Genomic DNA, 19,861 nt, shown 5'->3' with positions numbered 1-19,861 from the left:
CCGAGGCGATACCGTGGGCGGGGTGCGGATAATCCAGCTGGCCGGCGCGATCGCCGCCGCGGCGACGGTGTTGGCCGGCTGCTCCTCCGGCGGCGGGCAGCAGACTGCCATCACCCCCCTGACGCCGCTGACCCAGCGCCCGGCCGCGACCACGTCGTCGACCGCGCCGACGACGACACCCAGCACCACGACGACGGCGACGTCGACCTCCGCCGTCCCGAGCACGGCGCCCGGCGCCGGCGCCCCGATCGCCGACGTCAGCGCCTGGGTCGACGCGGCCGAGCCGGTCGACCCCGACGATTTCCGCAGCGCCACCCGCGACGGCCGGACCGCCACGCTGGGCGCCAACCAGGTGGCGTTCTCGCTGCCGGGCGGGTCGGTGGAATGCATGACCGACTCGGCCAGGATCGGCGAGGGCGCCCTGGCCTGCCTGGTCACGCTGACCGACCCGCCGGCGCGGCCCATCGGCCAGGAGGGCCAGTGGGTGCCCGGCTGGGTCAGCTTCGACGGCGCCGAGGTGGTCGTCGGGGCGATGCGCGGCGACCCGGGGCCGTTCAGCGTCGGCGCCGGCTCGGCGCTGGCCGACGGTTCGGCGTTGAAGTTCGGCGACTTCCGCTGCCGCTCCGATGAGCAGGGCCTGTTCTGCCTGAATTACGCACAGCAGTCTGCGGTGCGGCTGTCGGCCGACGGGGTGCAGCCCTTCGGTTGCCTGCAGCGCGCCGACGCCCCGGTGGACGCCTCGGCCCGCTACAGCTGCTGAGTCACGCTCCGGGTGCGGTCAGCTGGCTCAGCGCCAGCCGTCGGCGTCCTTGGCCGCCGCCAGCAGCTCCGCGCACAACGCGCGCAATTCTCCCGCGTCGGCGCCCTCGGCGACCGCGGTGGCCACATCCTCGGCGGCGCACCGCACCAGGTAGATCCGGTCCGACAGCGCGGCGGCCTCGTCCGCGGACAGCACCACGGCGTCCTCGGGCACCGAAGAGCCCTTGACCAGCGCCCGCTGCTCGTAGGCGCGTTGTCGGCAAGACTGCCGGCAGTACTGGCGACGGCGGCCCATCCCGGCGTCGGCGATCTCCCGGCCGCACCACTGACACGGCCGCGGGCGGGCCCGCACGCTGGTGGAAGTGCTCACCGGACTGACTGTAGTCGGGAAGTCCGGGTGTTCCCGGTATCCTGAAGGGCGGCGCCGGGCATTTCCGGGAACAGCGCTGGCAGACGCAGCGTTGTTCATCCCGGGCCCAGCCCGCCGATTTCATCGAAGGAGTGTTGACCATGGCCGATCGCGTTCTGCGCGGGAGCCGGCTCGGAGCAGTCAGCTACGAGACCGACCGCAATCATGACCTGGCGCCGCGTCAGGTGGCCCGGTACCGCACCGACAACGGCGAGGAGTTCGACGTCCCGTTCGCCGACGACGCCGAGATCCCGCACACCTGGACCTGCCGCAACGGTATGGAGGGCACCCTGATCGAGGGTGACGCCCCCGAGCCCAAGAAGGTCAAGCCGCCGCGCACCCACTGGGACATGCTGCTGGAGCGCCGCTCCGTCGAGGAGCTCGAGGAGCTGCTCAAGGAGCGGATGGACATCATCAAGGCCCGCCGCCGCGGCAACTGACGCGACAGACGAAAAAACCGGGCGCGCCCTCGCAGGGCCGCCCGGTTTTTCGTCTCCGTCAGACCTGCTCGCCGCGGGCCCGCGCCATCCGTCCGGCGACGCCCCATTGGGCGACCTTCGTCATCGCCTCGCGGATATTGGAGCCACTCATCTTCGACACGCCGAGCTCCCGCTCGGTGAAGGTGATCGGCACCTCGACGACGGTGAATCCGTTGTTGATGGCCCGCCAGGTCAGGTCGATCTGGAAGCAGTACCCCTTGGAATCGACCTGCGACAGGTCGATCTTCTCCAGCACCTCGCGCCGGTAGGCGCGGTATCCGGCGGTGATGTCGTTGATCTTGACGCCCAGCAGCAACCGGGAGTAGGTGTTCGCGGTCCGGGACAGCACCAGTCGCCGCCACGGCCAGTTCACCACGGTGCCGCCTTCGACGTACCGCGAGCCGATCGCGACGTCGGCGCCCGCGTCGACGGCGTCCAGCAGCCGGCCGAGCTGTTCGGGCGCGTGCGAGCCGTCGGCGTCCATCTCCACCAGCACCGAGTAGCCGCGGCCCAGACCCCAGGCGAAGCCGGCCAGGTAGGCCGCGCCGAGGCCGTTCTTGGCGGTGCGGTGCATGACGTGGACGCGGTCCGGGTCGGCCAGCGCCAGGTCGTCGGCCAGCTGCCCGGTGCCGTCGGGGCTGCCGTCGTCGACGACGAGGACGTGCACGTCGGGGCGTGCGGCGTGCACCCGTCCCATGATGAGCGGCAGGTTCTCCCGCTCGTTATAGGTCGGGATGATCACCAGGGTGCGCTGACTCGGGCGCTCACTGGTCATGGGACTCCTCGGTGCTGGGTGAGCCCGGCTGCCTGCGGCGCCGGGCCCAGTTGGTGAACACCCCATTTTGCACGATGCCCGCAAGGACGACCGTCACACCGGCGGCAAGCAGCACCCAGCTGATGATCGGGCCCCACTGGGTGGCCGGGGTGAGTCGGGTCTTCAGCCGGATCTGCTCGTCGAGGAAGCCCGCGGTGAAGAACTCGGTGCGGGCGATCTCCCGGCCGTCGGGGGCGATGACCGCGCTGATCCCGGTGGTGCCGGCGACCAGCACGTAGCGGTCGTGCTCGACGGCGCGGGCCCGCGCGATCGCCAGCTGCTGTTCGCTCATCGCCTCATCGAAGGTGGCGTTGTTGGTGGGCACGGCGAGCACCTGGGCGCCGCTGAGCACCGCTTCCCGCGGGGCCCGGTCGAAGATGACCTCCCAGCAGGTCGCCACGCCGACCGGCACGCCGGCGGCGGTCACCACGCCGTTGCCGTCGCCGGGGGTGAAGTACCCGGCCCGCTCGGCGTACGGCGACAGTTTGGCGAAGAAGCTGCGCCACGGCAGGTACTCGCCGAACGGTTGCACGATCTTCTTGTCGTGGCGCTCCCCCGGCCCGTCGACCGGATCCCACACGATGACGGTGTTGGAGGCGACGGGGTTCTCCCGGGTCGCCTCGGGGCGCAGCAGCACCGCCCCGACCAGGATCGGGGCGCCGATGGCCGCCGCGGCCGCGCTGATCTCGGCGCGGGCGTCGGCGTTGGTCAGGGGGTCGATGTCGCTGGAGTTCTCCGGCCACACCACGAACTGCGGTTGCGCGGCGCGCCCGGCCCGCACCTCGGCGGCCAGCGCCTTGGTCTGCGTCACATGGTTGTCCAACACCGCGCGGCGCTGGGCGTTGAAGTCCAGGCCGAGCCGCGGCACGTTGCCCTGGACGATCGCCACGGTGACCGCCGGATCATCCCCGGCGCCCGCGCCGGAGCGACGGATCTGCGGGTGCGCCAGCGCGCTGGCCAGCAGCACCACCACCAGGCACACGCCGGGCAGCACCACCGCGGGTGGGACGTCATGGTGACCGTGGCGCCACCAGTCGGCGATGCCGTCGGCCAGCGCCGCCAGGCTGAACCCGGCCAGCGCGATGGCCAGCGACACCAGCGGCGTGCCACCGAGTTGCGTCAGCGACAGCAGCGGGCCGTTGGTCTGCCCGAAGGCGGCCGTTCCCCACGGGAAGCCGCCGAACGGGATGACGGTCTTCAGCCACTCGACCGCCACCCACACCAGCGCGAACCAGATCGGCCAGCCGGGCAGGTCGCGGACCAGCACGGCCAGAGCGCCGAACAGCGCGCAGAACAGGGCGCAGACGACGGCGAGCAGCAGCCAGGGCAGCGGGCCGACCAAGCCACCGATCCATGGCAGCAGCGGTGTGTAGAACGCGACCCCGAACAGCCAGCCGTAGCCGAAGCCGCCGGCCTTGGTGGTGTTCGGCCGGGTGAGCACCCAGCCGAGCAGCGCGAACGCCAGCGCGGCCGCCCACCACCAGGCGATCGGCGGGAAGCTGGCGCACATCAGCGCTCCGGCGACGAGGCTGACGACCATCCGCGCGGCGCGCGGCGCCAGCCAGCCGCGGACCCGCGCCAGGCGAGTCTCAGGCATCGAAGAGCACCTCGCCGTCGCGCACGGTCTGCCGGCAACGTGGCAGTCGGCCCGCCAGCGTGGGCAGCGCCGGCACCCGCGACCGCGGGTCGGTGGACCAGCGCTCCACCCGGTCACCGGGTGCGGCGACGGTCAGTTCGTCGGCGTCCCAGATGGCGTAGCTGGCCGGCGCGCCGGGGGTCAGCGTGCCGGCGACGCCGTCGCGCACGCCGGCGGCCCGCCAGCCGCCCCTGGTGCACGCGGCAAAGGCCGCGCGCGCCGAGATCGCCGCGCCGGGAGTCTGGTGGTTCGTCGCCGCCCGCACCGTCAACCACGGATTCATGCTGGTCACGGGGGTGTCGGAGCCGAATGCGAGTGGCACGCCTGCCGATGCTAACAGTGCCAGCGGATTCAGTCCGGCAGACCGCGGCAACCCCAGCCGGCGGGCGTACATCCCGTCGGTCCCGCCCCACAGCGCGTCGAAGTTGGGCTGCATGCTGGCGATCACTCCCCAGCGGCCGAGCTTCTCGGCGCCGACGGCGTCGATCATCTCCAGGTGCTCGAGCCGGTGCCCGCAGCGGGCGACCGCCGGGGCGCCGAAGGCCGCGGCCACGCGTTCCAGGCCGGTGAGCACGGTGTCCACCGCGGCGTCTCCGATCACGTGGAAGCCCGCGGTGATCCCGGCCTCGGTGCAGGCGGCCAGGTGCGCGGTGACGGTGTCGGTGTCCAGGTAGGAGCTGCCGCAGCAGTCGGCGTCGGCGTAGGGCCGGCGCAGCCAGGCGGTCCGCGAGCCCAGCGCCCCGTCCACGAACAGGTCCCCGGCCAGTCCGGCGGCGCCGGTTTCGGCGATCAGCGCGCGGGCGGCGTCGGCGTCGGCGACGGCCTGTCCCCAGTAGCCGGTGACCGCGACGCCGTGGGCGGTGTCGCGCAGTTCGGCCCAGTCCACCGCGCCGCCGATATCGGGTCCGGCGCATTCGTGGACGGCGGCGATCCCGTTGGCCGCGAACGCGTCCAAGGCCGCGGCGCGGGCGGCCGCGCGCTGGTCGAGGCGCAGCAGTCCGCGGGCGGTGGCGCGGACCAGGTGGTGGGCAGCCCGGCTCAGCGGGCCGTCGGGATGGTGGCCGTCGGCGTCGGACAGGCCGGGAGTGGCGGCCCGCAGCGCGGTGCTGGCCAGCGCCGAGTGCGCGTCCACGCGGGTCAGGTAGACCGGGCGGTTGCCGCAGCGGGCGTCGAGTTCGGCGCGGCTGGGCGCGGAGTCCGGGCCGTCGGACCAGGCGGTGTCGTCCCAGCCGTGTCCCCAGATCACCGCGTCGTCGGAGGCGGCGCAGGCCTGCGCCAGCAGGTCCAGGCAGTGCGCCCGGGAGGTGGCCGCGCGCAGGTCCAGCCCGATGAGGGCCAGTCCGGTCGCGGTGGTGTGCACGTGGCAGTCGACGAAGGCGGGAGCGACGAACGCCCCGTCCAGGTCGACGACCCGGGCGTCCGGGTAGGTGTCGCGGGCGATGGCGTCGGCGCCCAGCCAGGCGACGACGCCGTCTCGGACCACCATGGCGGTGGCGTCCGGATGGCTGGGGCTGTGGATCCGCCCGCCCTGCAGCAGCGTCGCGGCTGTGGTCACGGGTGTGAACCTACTGTGCGGGCGGAATGGCCGTCCTCGGCAGTCCGGTTGCGGGGGCGCCGGAGCGCTCGGTGTCGACGACTTCGCCGTCGATGACCTCGCCGTCGATGTAGTCACCGCGCCCGAAGCCGCGGTGACCGGTGGCGCCGTACCCGCCGGCGTTCAGATCGGCGAACACCACCCGGTTGGCGAAGCTGCGGGCCGCGTACGCGGTGGCCGCCGGCCGGATCACCGCGCGGGCGCCCGGCGCGAGCAAGGCCAGTCCGACCGCGCTGCTGACCAGGCCAGGGACGAACACCAACAGGGTGCCGGCGGCGATCAGCGCGCTGTCGGTGACCGCGCCCTGCGGATTCGTCACGCCGCCGCTCAAGCGGCGCAATTGGCGTCGCAGCTGAGAGCCGGACAGCACCGCGCCGGCCAGGAACACGCCGATCAGGACCAGCAGGGCCGGGCCGAAGCCGAGCCACCAGATCAGTCCCACCACGGCGGTGAGTTCGATGAGCACGTAGAGGCCCAGGAATCGTCCGATATGACGCATATCAGGTCAACGCCCGTCGGGCGCCCAGAAGTTCCACGGCGCTCACTGCGCCGGGTTGATCATCAGCGCGGTGTTGCGCGCGTCACCGTTGCGGAACTTGGAGAACACCTTGAACGCCTTGCCGACCAGGCCGTATCGGCGGGCGACCGCGTTGTAGGCCTCGTCGAGCCGGTCCTTGCTGACCGACGCGACGGCTTCCACCGGTTCGCTCTTGGGGTTGCCGCGCATATCGCAGCGGGCGATCCGCACTCGCGGGGTGTGCTTGATCCGCCGGATCTTCCAGGAGTCGGCCTCGGTGACGACGATCAGCCCGTCGCCGTCCGGGGCCGCCCACAGCGGCACGGCCTTGGGGCGGCCGTCCTTGGTGAACGTGGTCAGCAGGATGTACTTGGAGTCCGCGACGTCGGCGAAGGTGAGGGCCATGTTCCAAACCTACCGATGCCCCATGGCGCCTCGCCGCTGGATCCTCGTCAGCCCTCCAGCTCCCCCTCGGTCTCCAGGAGCACCCGGCGCAACCCGTCGAGCACCTCCGGGGACGGCTGCTCCCACATGTCCCGCTCGACGGCCTCCAGCAGCCGCTCCGCCATCCCGTGCAGCGCCCACGGGTTCGACTCGGCCATGAACTTGCGGTTCTCGTCGTCGAGCACGTAGTTGTTGGTCAGCTGCTCGTACATCCAGTCGGCCATCACGTGCGCGGTGGCGTCGTAGCCGAACAGGTAGTCCACCGTCGCGGCCATCTCGAAGGCGCCCTTGTAGCCGTGCCGGCGCATCGCCGCCATCCACCGCGGGTTGACCACCCGGGCCCGGAACACCCGGGTGACCTCCTCGTTGAGGGTGCGGGTGCGGATCGCGTCGGGGCGGGTGTTGTCGCCGATATAGGCCGCCGGGTCGGTTCCGGTGAGCGCGCGGACGGCGGCGACCATGCCACCGTGGTATTGGAAGTAGTCGTCGGAGTCGGCGATGTCGTGCTCACGGGTGTCGGTGTTCTTGGCGGCCACCGCGATCCGCCGGTAGGCGCGGTTCATATCGTCGACGGCGGGCGCGCCGTCCAAGCCGCGGCCGTAGGCGAAACCGCCCCAGGCGGTGTACACCTGCGCCAGGTCGGCGTCATCGCGCCAGTTGCGCGAGTCGATCAGCTGCAGCAGTCCGGCGCCGTAACTGCCCGGCTTGGAGCCGAACACCCGGGTGGTCGCCCGGCGCCAGTCGCCGTGCTCGGCCAGGTCCGCGGTTGTGTGGGCGCGCACGTAATTGTCCTCGGCGGGTTCGTCGAGACCCGCCACCAGGGCCACGGCGTCGTCCAGCATGGACACCACGTGCGGGAACGCGTCCCGGAAGAAGCCGGAGATCCGCACCGTGACGTCGATGCGCGGCCGGCCGAGTTCGGCGAGTCCGATCGGCTCCAGGTCGACGACCCGCCGCGACGCCTCGACCCAGACGGGGCGAACCCCGAGCAGCGCCAGCACCTCGGCGATGTCGTCGCCGGAGGTGCGCATCGCCGAGGTGCCCCACACCGACAGTCCGACCGACTTCGGCCAGTCACCGTGGTCGGCGCGGTAGCGCTCCAGCAGCGAATCCGCCAGCGCGACACCGGTTTCCCAGGCCAGCTTCGACGGAACGGCCTTGGGGTCGACCGAGTAGAAGTTGCGGCCGGTGGGCAGCACGTTGACCAGTCCGCGCAGCGGGGAGCCGGACGGGCCGGCCGGGATGAAGCCGCCGTCCAGGGCGTGCAGCACCCGGTCGATCTCACCCGCCGTTCCGGCCAACCGCGGGACCACCTCGGTGGCCGCGAACCGCAGCACGTCGGCGACAGCCGCGTCGTCGGTGAGCTCATCGACGACGTCGGCGGACCAGCCGCGTTCGGCCAGCGCGAGAACCAGTGCGCGGGCGCGGGTTTCGGCGTCGTCCACCGACACCCGGTCGGCGCCGCCGTCCTCGTTCAGTCCGAGCGCTTCGCGCAGGCCGGGCACCGATTGGGCGCCGCCGAACAGTTGCCGGGCCCGCAGGATCGCCAGCACCAGGTCGACTTCGGCTTCGCCGGTGGGCCGGCTGCCGAGGATGTGCAGGCCGTCGCGGATCTGGACGTCCTTGATCTCACACAGCCAGCCGTCGACGTGCAGCAGCATGTCGTCGAAGGTGTCCTCGTCGGGCCGGTCCTCCAGGCCCAGGTCGTGGTCCATCCGGGCGGCCCGCATCAGGGTCCAGATCTGCTGCCGGATGGCGGGGAGCTTCGCCGGATCCAGCGCGGAGACGTTGGCGTGTTCGTCGAGCAATTGCTCCAGCCGGGCGATGTCGCCGTAGGTTTCGGCGCGCGCCATCGGGGGGATGAGGTGGTCGATGAGCACCGCGTGCGCGCGGCGCTTGGCCTGGCTGCCCTCACCGGGATCGTTGACCAGGAACGGGTACACCAGCGGCAGGCTGCCCAACGCCGCGTCGGATCCGCAATCTTCCGACAGGCCAAGGGTTTTCCCGGGCAGCCATTCCAGGTTCCCGTGCTTGCCCAGGTGCACGACGGCGTCCGCGGCGAAATCCCCGCCGAACTCGCCGTCCAGCCAGCGGTAGGCGGCCAGGTAGTGGTGGCTCGGCGGCAGGTCCGGATCGTGGTAGATCGCCACCGGGTTCTCCCCGAAGCCGCGCGGCGGTTGCACCACGACGACGACGTTGCCGGACCGGATGGCGGCGATGACGATCTCGCCGTCCGGGTCGCGGCTGCGGTCGACGAACATCTCCCCCGGCGGCTGGCCCCAGTGCTCGACGACCTTCGCCGACAGTTCCGCCGGCAGTCCGGCGAACCAGGCCGCGTAGTCGGCGGCCGAGACCCGGATCGGGTTGGCGGCCAGTTGCTCTTCGGTGAGCCAGGCCTGGTCCTGACCGCCGCGTTCGATGAGCGTGTGCATCAACGCGTCGCCGTCGCCGGATTCGACGATGGTCGCCAGATCCCCCGGAGCGTCCGCGCTGCCGATGTCGTAGCCCGCGTCGCCCATCGCGCGCAGCAGCGCGACGGCGCTGGCCGGGGTGTCCAGGCCGACGGCGTTTCCGATCCGGGCGTGCTTGGTCGGGTACGCCGAGAAGACCAGGGCGATCTGCTTGTTCGCCGGGTCGATGTGGCGCAGCCGGGCGTGCCGGACCGCGAGGCCGGCGACGCGGGCACAGCGCTCCGCGTCGGCGACGTAGCTGATCAGTCCGTCGGCGTCGATCTCCTTGAAGGAGAACGGGACGGTGATGATGCGGCCGTCGAATTCCGGAACCGCGACCTGGCTGGCGACGTCCAGCGGGGACAGGCCGTCGTCGCCGTCGGCCCAGTCCGCGCGCGGGGTGGTCAGGCACAGTCCCTGCAGGATCGGAATGTCCAGGGCGGCAAGGTGTTCGACGTTCCAGCTGTCGTCGTCGCCACCGGCCGAGGCGTTCGCGGGACGCGCGCCGCCGGCGGCCAGCACGGTGACCACCATGGCGTCGGCGCCGGCGAGGGTCTCCAGCAGTTCCGGTTCGGCGGTGCGCAGCGAGGCGCAGTAGACGCCGAGTGCCCGGCCGCCGGCGGCCTCGATCGCCGCGCACAGCGCCTCCACGTAGGCGGTGTTGCCGGCCAGCTGCTGGGCGCGGTAGTACAGCACCGCCACCGTCGGGCCGTCGGCGTCGACGACCGGGCGGTCCAGCACGCCCCAGCTGGGGATGGCCGCCGGTTCGGCGAAGCCGTGGCCGGTCATCAAGACGGTGTCGGACAGGAACGCGTGCAGGTTGGCCAGGTTGTCCACGCCGCCCTGGGCCAGGTAGACGTGCGTCTGGACGGCGATGCCGGCCGGCACGCTGGAGTGCTTCATCAGTTCCGCGTCCGGGCTCTGCTCGCCGCTGACCACGACGGTCGGGAGCCCGGCGGCGAGCACCGCGTCGATGCCGTCCTCCCAGGCCCGGTAACCGCCGAGGATCCGGATGACCACCAGGTCGGCGCCGTCGAGCAGTGCGGGCAGGTCCTCGACCAGCAGCCGGGACGGGTTGGCCCACCGGTATTCGGCGCCGCTGGCGCGGGCGGTGATCAGGTCGGTGTCCGAGGTGGACAGCAGCAGCACGGTCGGGCGGACGTCGTCGCGCGAGGGGGTGGTCACCTGTCAGTTTCTACCGCATCTGCGCGCCGGCCACCGCGTCCCCCGGGCGTACCGTTGATCCGTGGCCCGCACCCGTGACCAGGACGCTTGCCCGTCGGCGCTGCGGTTGCACCGGGCGGCCGACGGCGGGCTGGCCCGGGTCCGGTTGCCCGGTGGGATGATCACCCACGGCCAGTTGCACGCGTTGGCGCTGCTCGCCGTCGAGTTCGGTTCCGGGGTCCTGGAATTGACCAACCGCGCCAGCCTGCAGATCCGCGGCATCGCGCCCGCGGATGAGGCGGCGGTGTCCGAGGCGGTCGCGGCGGCCGGGCTGCTGCCGTCGGCGACGCATGAGCGGGCCCGCAATATCGTCGCCTCCCCGCTGTCCGGGCGCAGCGGTGGTCTTTCCGACATCCGGCCGCTGGTCGACGAGTTGGACGCGGCGATCTGCGCCACCCCGGAGTTGGCCGACCTGCCGGGGCGGTTTCTGTTCGCGCTCGATGACGGGCGCGGGGATGTGGCCGGGTTGCGCGCCGACGTGTGCGCGCGGACGCGCGCCGACGGGTCGGTGGCGGTGTCGCTGGCCGGGGTCGACACCGGGGTGCGGATCGACCCCGCCGACACGGTCGAGGTCCTGGTCACCGTGGCCCGCCGGTTTCAGCGGGCGCGCGGCAAGGCGTGGCGGGTGGCGGAGCTGCCCGACTCGGCGGTGTTGCTGGACGGATTTCCGCGCTGTGGCGGCGCCGGGGACCGCGCGCCCCGCACGGCCCGCGGGCCCATCGGCTGGATCGACCAGGATGCCGACGGTTTGGTGGCCCTGGCCGGTGCGATTCCGCTGGGGGTGCTGCCGGCGCGCACCGCGGAGTTCCTCGCGGCGATCGAGGCGCCGCTGGTGGTCACGCCGTGGCGGTCGGTGCTGGTCTGCGATCTGACCGAGGGCGTCGCCGACACCGCGTTGCGGGTGCTGGCGCCGATGGGCCTGGTGTTCGACGCGGCGTCGCAGTGGCTGTCGGTGAGTTGCTGCACCGGCAGTCCGGGCTGCGAGAAATCACGCGCCGATGTGCGGGCGGACACCGCTGCGGCGGTGGCCGGCGGGCCGTTGCATTGCGCAGACGACGAGACCCTGGGGCTGGCCGATCTGCTCGGCGAGCGGCCCGAGGACGGGCATCTTCATGTGGTGGGTTGCGAACGCGCCTGCGGCAACCCGCACATCGGGGAACTGCTGGTCGCCGGGGATGCCGGCTACCTTCGGGCCTGACTCAGCAGACGCCGAGGCGCAGCAGGTCCGCCTGGGTGACCAGACGCTCGTTCTTGGCCGGGAATTCTCGGGACTTCACCGGGTGGCGGAAGTAGGACCAGGCGATTCGCCCCACCCGAGACCGGGTCAATGGGTTGTCGTGCACTGCCATCACTCCTGCATTCGAACTTCTTTGCTGACGTTGGGGCCCAACGCTACCGAAGTGCCCCGCGGTTTTCATTAGAGCAAGCACCTCCGGCAAACTTGGGTAGGCGCGCCGAGTAAACCCGCCGTGTTGCCCCTGTTACTGGTGTGACTCGACTCTAAGAAGTTTGCTCCAGATTGAGCTGTGATCATCGCTGGTACATCACGGTATTCATAATTTTCTCAGAGTCCGTTACATTTCCGTTGCGAACCTTGCAGCAAACATGACCGCTAACTAGAGCAAGCAACGGCCCGTGACTAAGCTCACAGCCGGCGCACGGATTCCCGCAGAATCAGGGGCATCGGCAGGCGGACCTGGCCCGCCTCCCGGTAGCCGAGCAGCATGTCCACACCGCACTGCGCCATCTCTTGATAGGGCAACCGGGCGGTGGTCAGACCCGGCCGCTGAAACGCGGCGAACTCCTCGTCGTCGAACGAGATCACCGAGACATCGCGCCCAACCCGCAACCCGCGCGCGGCCAATCCCTGGTAGATCCCGAACGCGACGCTGTCGTTTCCGGCGATGATCGCGGTCAGCTCGGGATGGCCGTCGAGCAGCTGGTGTGTGCCCTCATAGCCGACCCCGGGCGCCCAGGCGCGCACCGGCAGCCGCGCCGGCTCGACCCCGGCGGCCGCCAGGGTCTCGTCGACGCCGGCGAACCGGTCGGCGATGGTGACCGAGCGACGGGGGTCGGCGGCCACCTCCGGAAGGTCGCCGAGAATGCCGATCGCGCGATGACCGCATTCCAGCAGGTGTCCGGCGACGGCCGCCCCGGCGGCCCGCTCCTGCGGGAGCACACTCGGATGGCCGTCCGGCGAGATCCCGTTCAGCAGCACCAGCGGCACCATCCGGTCGCGCTGTGGTTCGACGACGAGGAAGAGGTGTTCTCCGGTTCGATCGTCATCGATGAGGACGGCGCCAGCGGACTCGGCGCGCCGGGCGCCCCCGTGCTGGTGGCGATCTACACCACGATGTCCAAGACCCGGCGACGACAGGCCCAGTCCATCGCGCACAGCGTCGACGGCGGGCTGATCTGGGTCAAGCACGCGGGAAACCCGGTGCTGGACCGCGGGTCGACCGACTTCCGCGACCCGAAGGTCTTCCGCTGGGACGGCGACGGACCGTCCTACTGGGTGATGGTGGCCGTCGAGGCGTTGGAGCGTCGGGTGGTCTTCTACCGCTCCGAGGATCTGCTGCGCTGGGAATCGCTGTCGGAATTCGGGCCGGCGGGCGCGGTCGGCGGCGAATGGGAATGCCCGGACCTGTTCCCGTTGCGCGTCGAGGACTCCGACCGGGTGCGTTGGGTGCTGCTGGTCAGCCTGAACGCGGGCTGCGTCGCCGGCGGTTCGGGCACCCAGTACTTCGTCGGCGACTTCGACGGGGTCACCTTCACCGCCGAACACCCGGAGACGACGCGGTGGCTGGACTACGGCCGGGACTGTTACGCCGGGGTCAGCTTCACCGGGCTCCCCGATGCCGACCGCACCCTGATCGCCTGGATGAACAACTGGGACTACGCCCGACAGATGCCGGTCGACCCCGCCGCCCCGCAACGCGGACGGATGACCCTGGCCCGCCGGCTGTCGCTGACCGACGTCGACGGCGACCCCCGGCTGCGCCAGGTCCCGGTCGGCCCCGAGCTACGCGAGCACGCCCGGGTGGACAACCTGGCACTGGACCTCGGGCAGGAGCTGGACCTGCCGATCCCGCCGGCAGGCCGTCTGGATCTCGCCGTCGACCCGGGATCGGCGAACGGTTTCGCCGTCGAGTTGGCCGGCGACGACGGCAGCCGCGTCACGGTGGAATACGACGCGGTCGCCGGGGTGATTCACGTCGATCGTCGCGGCGCCGCCCGCGGCTTCCCGCCGGCGTTCGCCGGCGTCGAACGCATGCCCGTCGCCAGGAACGCGCCCATCGCGATCACGCTCTGGTACGACCGGCACGGACTCGAACTCTTCGCCGAGGACGGGACCCGGGTGCTGACCGACCTGACCGGAGCGCTGACGCCGACGCTCGTGCGTGTCGGCGGGCGCGGCGGTCAGATCCGGATCGTCGAACTCGCGGTCAGCGCTGCGGCGCCGCCGTCGGCTTGATCGGGGCCGGCAGCGCCGAGGACCCCATCAGGTAGCGGTCCACGCCGGCGGCCGCGGCGCGGCCCTCCGCGATCGCCCAGACGATCAGCGACTGCCCGCGGCCCATATCGCCGGCCACGAACACGCCGGGCGCCGAAGTCTGGAAGTCGTTGTCCCGGTAGACGTTCCCGCGGTCGGTCAGCTGCACACCGAGATCGGTCAGCAGGCCCTCACGCTCGGGGCCGACGAAGCCCATGGCCAGCAGCACCAGGTCGGCCGGCAGCTCGAAATCGGTGCCCGCGACCTTCTCGAAACGCCCGCCGGTCATCTTGACCTCGTGGGCCTTGAGCCCGGTCACCCGGCCGTCGACGCCGGTGAACTGCTCGGTGTTCACCGAGAACACCCGCTCGCCGCCCTCCTCATGCGCCGAGGACACCCGGAACATCAGCGGGTAGGTCGGCCACGGGGTGGACTCGGCGCGCTGCTCCGGCGGCCGCGGCATGATCTCGAACTGGTGCACGCTGGCCGCGCCCTGGCGGTGGCTGGTTCCCAGGCAGTCCGCGCCGGTGTCGCCGCCGCCGATGATGACCACATGCTTGCCGCGGGCGTTGATCGGCGGCAGACCGTCGGCGTCGGCGATGTCGTCGCCGAGCTGCACCCGGTTGGCCAGCGGCAGGAACTCCATCGCCTGGTGGATGCCGTCGAGCTCGCGGCCCGGGATCGGCAGGTCCCGCCACGCCGTCGCCCCACCCGCCAGCACCACGGCGTCGAAGTCCTCGCGCAACTGCTCGACGGTCAGGTCCACGCCGACGTTCACGCCGGTGCGGAACTGGGTGCCTTCGGCCGCCATCTGGTCCAGCCGACGGTCGATGTGGCGCTTCTCCATCTTGAACTCCGGGATGCCGTAGCGCAGCAGGCCACCGATGCGGTCGGCGCGCTCGAACACCGTCACCGAGTGCCCGGCGCGGGTCAGCTGCTGGGCGGCGGCCAGGCCGGCCGGCCCGGAGCCGACGACGGCCACCTTCTTGCCGGTCAGCTGATCCGGCGGCAGCGGCGTGATCCAGCCCTCGGCGTAGGCGTTGTCGATGATCTCGACCTCGACCTGCTTGATGGTCACCGCGGGCTGGTTGATGCCCAGCACACAGGACGCCTCGCACGGCGCGGGACACAGCCGCCCGGTGAACTCCGGGAAGTTGTTGGTGGCGTGCAGCCGCTCGCTGGCATCGCGCCAACGCCCGCGGAACACCATGTCGTTCCACTCCGGGATCAGGTTGCCCAGCGGACATCCGTTGTGGCAGAACGGGATACCGCAGTCCATGCAGCGCGACGCCTGCACCTGCAGGGTCTCGTGGCTGAACTCCTCGTAAACCTCGTGCCAGTCCCGCAGACGCAGCGGGACGGGCCGCCGGGTGGGCAGTTCACGCTCGGTGTGCTTCAGGAAGCCGTTGATGTCACCCACGAGCGGCCGCCATGATCAGGTCCTCGATCTGGGCGACGGGCAGCTGCGAAGCCTCGGCTTCGGCAAACACCTGCAGCACCCGTTTGTAGTCGCGCGGCATCACCTTCACGAACTTCCTCTGTTCGATGTACCAGTCGTCCAGCACCCGCCGGCCGACCGCGGAATCGGTTGCCTCGACATGCTCGGCGATGATCTCCGCCAGCCAATCGGCGTCGATGTCGTCGATCCTTTCGAGTTCCACCATCTCGCCGTTGAGATTGGTCGCCAACTCCCCGTTCGGGTCGTAGGCGTAGGCCACCCCGCCGGACATGCCGGCGGCGAAGTTGCGTCCGGTGCGGCCCAGGATGACCACCCGGCCACCGGTCATGTACTCGCAACCGTGGTCGCCGACACCCTCCACCACCGCGGTGGCGCCGGAGTTGCGGACCGCGAACCGCTCGCCCACCACGCCGCGCAGGAAGGCCTGACCGCTGGTGGCGCCGAACAGGATGACGTTGCCACCGATGATGTTGTCCTCGGCCACGTAACCGGCCGGGGCGTCCAGTGCGGGGCGCACCACGATCCGGCCGCCGGACAGACCCTTGCCGACGTAGTCGTTGGCGTCGCCGTTGACCCGCAGCGTGATGCCGCGCGGCACGAAGGCCCCGAAGCTGTTGCCGGCCGAGCCGGTGAAGGTGATGTCGATGGTCCCGTCCGGCAACCCCTCGGCGCCGTAGGCCTTGGTCACCTCGTGGCCGAGCATGGTGCCGACCGTCCGGTTCACGTTGGTGATGCGGGTCTCGAACGCGACCTCACCGCCGTTGTCCAGCGCGTCCCGGCACGCGGTGATCAGCTGCTGGTCCAGCGCCTTGTCCAGGCCGTGATCCTGCTGCGAGGTGCAGTACAGATCCTGGTTCATGAACGCCGACTCGGGCTGGTGCAGCACCGCCGAGAGGTCCAGCTTGAATGCCTTCCAGTGCTCCTGCGCGCGCACCGTGTCGAGCATCCCGACCTGGCCGATGGCCTCGTTGAGAGTGCGGAAACCCAACTGCGCCAACAGCTCCCGGACCTCTTCGGCGAGGAACAGGAAGAAGTTCTCGACGAACTCCGGCTTGCCGGAGAACCGCTCGCGCAGCACCGGGTTCTGGGTGGCCACGCCCACCGGGCAGGTGTCCAGATGGCAGACCCGCATCATCACGCAGCCGCTGACCACCAGCGGCGCGGTGGCGAAGCCGAACTCCTCGGCGCCCAGCAGCGCGGCGATCATCACGTCGCGGCCGGTCTTGAGCTGACCGTCGACCTGCACCACGATCCGGTCCCGCAGACCGTTGAGCATCAGGGTCTGCTGGGTTTCGGCCAGGCCGAGCTCCCACGGGGCGCCGGCGTGTTTGACCGAGGTCAGCGGGGTGGCCCCGGTGCCGCCGTCGTGCCCGGAGATGAGCACCACGTCGGCGTGCGCCTTGGACACGCCCGCGGCGACGGTGCCGACCCCGTTCTCGCTGACCAGCTTGACGTGGATCCGCGCTTGCGGGTTGGCGTTCTTCAGGTCGTGGATCAGCTGCGCGAGATCCTCGATGGAGTAGATATCGTGATGCGGCGGCGGGGAGATCAGGCCGACCCCCGGCGTGGAGTGCCGGACCTCGGCCACCCACGGGTACACCTTGTGCCCCGGAAGCTGGCCGCCCTCACCGGGTTTGGCGCCCTGGGCCATCTTGATCTGGATGTCGGTGCAGTTGGTCAGGTAGTCGCTGGTCACCCCGAACCGGCCGGAGGCGACCTGCTTGATGGCGCTGCGCCGCGAATCGCCGTTGGCGTCCGGGACGAACCGGGCCGGGTTCTCCCCGCCCTCACCGGAGTTCGACCGGGCGCCGAGCCGGTTCATCGCGATGGCCAGGGTTTCGTGGGCCTCGGCGGAGATCGAGCCGAAGCTCATCGCACCGGTGGAGAACCGCTTCACGATCTCGCTGGCGGGCTCCACCTGCTCGATCGGAATCGGCTGGCGCACACCCTCTTTGAAGGTCAGCAGACCCCGCAGCGAGTGCATCTTCTCGCTCTGGTCGTTGACCAGCGCGGTGTACTCCTTGAACACGTCGTACTGGCCGCTGCGGGTGGAGTGCTGCAGCTTGAACACGGTGTCCGGGTTGAACAGGTGGTACTCCCCCTCCCGTCGCCACTGGTACTCCCCGCCCACCTCGAGCTCGCGGTGCGCGCGCTCGTCCGGGCGCTCCAGGAAGGCCAGCGCGTGCCGGCTCGCGACGTCGGCGGCGATGTCCTCCAGGTCGATGCCGCCGGTCGGGCAGTGCAGACCGGTGAAGTACTCGTCGAGCACCCGCTCGCTGACGCCGACGGCCTGGAACAGCTGGGCGCCGGTGTAGGAGGCCAGCGTGGAGATGCCCATCTTCGACATCACCTTCAGCACACCCTTGCCGGCGGCCTTGACGTAGTTGTCCTTGGCCTTGTCGCTGGACAGGCCCTCGATGACGCCGCGGTCGATCATGTCCTCGATCGACTCGAACGCCATGTACGGGTTGATGGCCGCCGCGCCGAAGCCGACCAGCATGGCCATGTGGTGCACCTCGCGGGCGTCGCCGCTTTCCACCACCAGGCCGACCTGGGTGCGGCTGCCCTCCCGGACCAGGTGGTGGTGCACCGCGGCGGTGAACAGCAGCGATGGGATCGGGGCCAGCCACTCGTTGGACTCCCGGTCGCTCAGCACGATCAGCCGGGCGCCGTTGCGGATGGCCTGGGACACCCGCTTGCGGACGTCCTCGAGCGCCTTGCGCAGGCCCTGGGCGCCGTCGGCGACCGGGTACAGGCACTGGATGACCGCGGCGCGCATGCCGTGCCGGCGGCCGCGGATCTCATGGGCCGGGTCGACGTGCATGAGCTTGGCCAGGTCGGCGTTGCGCAGGATCGGCTGCGGCAGCACGATCTGGCAACACGAGTTCTCGTCGGGGTTGAGCAGGTCGCCCTCCGGGCCGATGACGGCCTGCAGGCTGGTGACCACCTCTTCCCGGATGGCGTCCAGCGGTGGGTTGGTGACCTGGGCGAACAGCTGCTGGAAGTAGTCGAACAGCATCCGCGGGCGCTGCGAGAGCACCGCGATCGGGGTGTCGGTGCCCATCGAGCCGAGCGCTTCGGCTCCGGTCCGGGCCATCGGCGCGACCAGCAGGTTCACCTCTTCGTAGGTGTAGCCGAAGATCTGCTGGCGGGCCACCACCCGGTGGTGCGGCATCTTGACGTAGTCGCCCTGCGGCAGCTCGTCGAGGTGGAACAACCCGTCGTCGAGCCAGTCCCGGTACGGCTCGGCGGCGGCCAACTCGGCCTTGATCTCCGCGTCGGAGACGATGCGGCCCTGGGCGGTGTCCACCAGGAACATCCGGCCCGGCTGCAGCCGGATCCGCTGCACCACGGTGGACGGGTCCAGGTCCAGCACGCCGGCCTCCGAGGCCATCACGACCAGGCCGTCGTCGGTGACCCAGACCCGGGACGGCCGCAGGCCGTTGCGGTCGAGCACCGCGCCGACGACGACGCCGTCGGTGAAGCAGACCGAGGCGGGTCCGTCCCACGGCTCCATCAGCGAGGCGTGGTACTCGTAGAACGCCCGCAACTGCGGGTCCATGGCGTCGTTTCGCTCCCAGGCCTCCGGGATCATCATCAGCACCGCGTGGGCGATGCTGCGCCCGCCCAGGTGCAGCAGTTCCAGCACCTCGTCGAACCGGGCGGTGTCCGAGGCGCCGGGGGTGCAGACCGGGAAGATCTTGTTCAGGTCATTGTGGTAGCCGAACACGTCGGTGTGGATCAGCGCCTCGCGGGCCCGCATCCAGTTCTCGTTGCCGGTGACGGTGTTGATCTCACCGTTGTGGGCGACCCGGCGGAACGGGTGCGCCAGCGGCCAGGACGGGAAGGTGTTGGTGGAGAACCGCGAGTGCACGATGCCCAGCGCGGATTCCATCCGGTCGTCTTGGAGGTCCAGGTAGAACTCGCGCAGCTGCGGGGTGGTCAGCATGCCCTTGTAGACGAAGGTGGCGCCCGAAAGGCTGGGGAAGTACACGGTCTCGCGGCCCGGGCCGTCCTGGCCGGGGCCCTTGGTGCCGAGTTCGTGCTCGGAGCGCTTCCGGATGACGTACGCCCGGCGTTCCAGCTCCATGCCTGACGCGCCGCCGATGAAGATCTGCCGGAACACCGGCATGGCGTCGCGGGCCAGCGCGCCCAGCAGGGTGTCGTCGGTGGGCACGTCGCGCCAGCCGAGCAGTTTGAGGCCTTCGGCTTCGACGATCTTCTCCACCGCGGCGCAGGCGGCGGCCGCGTCGCGCTCGGACTGCGGCAGGAAGGCGATGCCGGTGGCGTAGCTGCCGGCCTCGGGCAGCTCGAAGCTCTTCTCCTGCTCGGCGCAGACCGCGCGGAAGAACCGGTCCGGGACCTGGATCAGGATGCCCGCCCCATCGCCGGTGTTGGGCTCGGCGCCGGCCGCTCCGCGGTGCTCCAGGTTCAGCAGGGCGGTGATGGCGTGGTCGACGATGGCGCGACTGCGGCGGCCGTGCATATCGACCACCATCGCGACACCACAGGAGTCGTGTTCGTAAGCGGAGTTGTAAAGACCGGCGCTGCGAGGCGGCATGACCACCTGACCCTTCAATAGG

Annotated in this window: 15 protein-coding genes; 4 read left to right on the top strand and 11 right to left on the bottom strand. The window is 70.9% G+C overall.

Features of this window, described 5'->3' with window-relative positions:
* Positions 1-22 precede the first annotated feature (22 nt).
* A complete protein-coding gene (locus L2Z93_RS08245) occupies positions 23-760 on the top strand; it encodes a hypothetical protein (RefSeq protein WP_234786173.1) in 738 nt (245 codons plus the stop codon).
* A gap of 27 nt (positions 761-787) precedes the next feature.
* Here the strand turns inward: L2Z93_RS08245 and L2Z93_RS08240 are convergent, their stop codons facing one another.
* Positions 788-1,129 (bottom strand): hypothetical protein, encoded by a 342-nt coding sequence (locus L2Z93_RS08240; RefSeq protein WP_162561946.1) that lies wholly within the window; start codon positions 1,127-1,129, stop codon positions 788-790.
* A 140-nt stretch (positions 1,130-1,269) separates the two neighbouring features.
* Between L2Z93_RS08240 and L2Z93_RS08235 the strand changes: the two genes are divergently transcribed.
* The gene (locus L2Z93_RS08235) at positions 1,270-1,608 is read left to right on the top strand and encodes an RNA polymerase-binding protein RbpA (protein WP_090590018.1); all 339 of its coding nucleotides are present in this window, start codon (positions 1,270-1,272) and stop codon (positions 1,606-1,608) included.
* Between the two features lie 58 nt (positions 1,609-1,666).
* Here L2Z93_RS08235 and L2Z93_RS08230 read toward each other — a convergent pair whose 3' ends face one another.
* From L2Z93_RS08230 to cobN, 6 genes are all read right to left on the bottom strand, one after another.
* Positions 1,667-2,422, bottom strand: coding sequence for a polyprenol monophosphomannose synthase (locus L2Z93_RS08230; protein WP_090589925.1), 756 nt, complete (start codon positions 2,420-2,422; stop codon positions 1,667-1,669).
* Positions 2,412-4,058 carry an apolipoprotein N-acyltransferase gene (lnt, locus tag L2Z93_RS08225; RefSeq protein WP_090589921.1) on the bottom strand — a complete coding sequence of 549 codons (1,647 nt, stop codon included), beginning with the start codon at positions 4,056-4,058 and terminating at the stop codon, positions 2,412-2,414. The genes L2Z93_RS08230 and lnt overlap by 11 nt, the downstream gene beginning before the upstream one ends.
* The gene (locus L2Z93_RS08220) at positions 4,051-5,583 is read right to left on the bottom strand and encodes an amidohydrolase (protein WP_090590014.1); all 1,533 of its coding nucleotides are present in this window, start codon (positions 5,581-5,583) and stop codon (positions 4,051-4,053) included. Before L2Z93_RS08220 ends, lnt begins: the two co-directional genes overlap by 8 nt.
* Before the next feature lie 79 nt (positions 5,584-5,662).
* The gene (locus tag L2Z93_RS08215; protein WP_090589918.1) at positions 5,663-6,190 is read right to left on the bottom strand and encodes an FxsA family protein; all 528 of its coding nucleotides are present in this window, start codon (positions 6,188-6,190) and stop codon (positions 5,663-5,665) included.
* A gap of 42 nt (positions 6,191-6,232) precedes the next feature.
* Positions 6,233-6,613: a PPOX class F420-dependent oxidoreductase gene (locus L2Z93_RS08210; protein WP_090589915.1), complete on the bottom strand. Its 381-nt coding sequence runs from the start codon at positions 6,611-6,613 to the stop codon at positions 6,233-6,235.
* A 47-nt stretch (positions 6,614-6,660) separates the two neighbouring features.
* Positions 6,661-10,287 carry a cobaltochelatase subunit CobN gene (gene cobN, locus L2Z93_RS08205; protein WP_090589911.1) on the bottom strand — a complete coding sequence of 1,209 codons (3,627 nt, stop codon included), beginning with the start codon at positions 10,285-10,287 and terminating at the stop codon, positions 6,661-6,663.
* Between the two features lie 61 nt (positions 10,288-10,348).
* Here cobN and cobG point away from each other — a divergent pair, with 61 nt between their 5' ends.
* Positions 10,349-11,524 carry a precorrin-3B synthase gene (gene cobG / locus L2Z93_RS08200; protein ID WP_090589907.1) on the top strand — a complete coding sequence of 392 codons (1,176 nt, stop codon included), beginning with the start codon at positions 10,349-10,351 and terminating at the stop codon, positions 11,522-11,524.
* A gap of 1 nt (position 11,525) precedes the next feature.
* On the opposite strand, the gene L2Z93_RS08195 is transcribed toward cobG, so the two are convergent.
* Positions 11,526-11,675: a hypothetical protein gene (locus L2Z93_RS08195; protein ID WP_162561939.1), complete on the bottom strand. Its 150-nt coding sequence runs from the start codon at positions 11,673-11,675 to the stop codon at positions 11,526-11,528.
* Between the two features lie 296 nt (positions 11,676-11,971).
* Entirely contained in the window at positions 11,972-12,544 is a 573-nt protein-coding gene (locus L2Z93_RS08190) for a substrate-binding domain-containing protein (protein ID WP_162561944.1), read from the bottom strand.
* Between L2Z93_RS08190 and L2Z93_RS08185 the strand changes: the two genes are divergently transcribed.
* A complete protein-coding gene (locus L2Z93_RS08185; RefSeq protein ID WP_162561943.1) occupies positions 12,512-13,801 on the top strand; it encodes a glycoside hydrolase family 32 protein in 1,290 nt (429 codons plus the stop codon). The genes L2Z93_RS08190 and L2Z93_RS08185 overlap by 33 nt on opposite strands.
* Here the strand turns inward: L2Z93_RS08185 and L2Z93_RS08180 are convergent.
* Together L2Z93_RS08180 and gltB are read right to left on the bottom strand one after the other, a co-directional pair.
* Positions 13,773-15,239, bottom strand: coding sequence for a glutamate synthase subunit beta (locus L2Z93_RS08180; RefSeq protein ID WP_090589894.1), 1,467 nt, complete (start codon positions 15,237-15,239; stop codon positions 13,773-13,775). The two genes, L2Z93_RS08185 and L2Z93_RS08180, sit on opposite strands and share 29 nt — an antisense overlap.
* The gene (gene gltB / locus L2Z93_RS08175; protein WP_090590008.1) at positions 15,232-19,839 is read right to left on the bottom strand and encodes a glutamate synthase large subunit; all 4,608 of its coding nucleotides are present in this window, start codon (positions 19,837-19,839) and stop codon (positions 15,232-15,234) included. Before gltB ends, L2Z93_RS08180 begins: the two co-directional genes overlap by 8 nt.
* Between the last annotated feature and the right edge of the window lie 22 nt (positions 19,840-19,861).

It is taken from the genome of Mycolicibacterium brumae, assembly GCF_025215495.1.
Classification (GTDB): domain Bacteria; phylum Actinomycetota; class Actinomycetes; order Mycobacteriales; family Mycobacteriaceae; genus Mycobacterium; species Mycobacterium brumae.
Note: the sequence above shows the minus strand (reverse complement) of the source record. Positions and strands in the feature narration are given on the sequence as shown.

Bases quoted from the DNA above. Each gene is read 5' to 3' on its own strand.
- L2Z93_RS08235 (WP_090590018.1), top strand. From the start codon at position 1,270: ATGGCCGATCGCGTTCTGCGCGGGAGCCGGCTCGGAGCAGTCAGCTAC.
- L2Z93_RS08230 (WP_090589925.1), bottom strand. From the start codon at position 2,422: ATGACCAGTGAGCGCCCGAGTCAGCGCACCCTGGTGATCATCCCGACC.
- lnt (WP_090589921.1), bottom strand. From the start codon at position 4,058: ATGCCTGAGACTCGCCTGGCGCGGGTCCGCGGCTGGCTGGCGCCGCGC.
- L2Z93_RS08220 (WP_090590014.1), bottom strand. From the start codon at position 5,583: ATGGTGGTCCGAGACGGCGTCGTCGCCTGGCTGGGCGCCGACGCCATC.
- L2Z93_RS08215 (WP_090589918.1), bottom strand. From the start codon at position 6,190: ATGCGTCATATCGGACGATTCCTGGGCCTCTACGTGCTCATCGAACTC.
- L2Z93_RS08210 (WP_090589915.1), bottom strand. From the start codon at position 6,613: ATGGCCCTCACCTTCGCCGACGTCGCGGACTCCAAGTACATCCTGCTG.
- L2Z93_RS08195 (WP_162561939.1), bottom strand. From the start codon at position 11,675: ATGGCAGTGCACGACAACCCATTGACCCGGTCTCGGGTGGGGCGAATC.
- L2Z93_RS08185 (WP_162561943.1), top strand. From the start codon at position 12,512: ATGGCCGTCCGGCGAGATCCCGTTCAGCAGCACCAGCGGCACCATCCG.
- gltB (WP_090590008.1), bottom strand. From the start codon at position 19,839: ATGCCGCCTCGCAGCGCCGGTCTTTACAACTCCGCTTACGAACACGAC.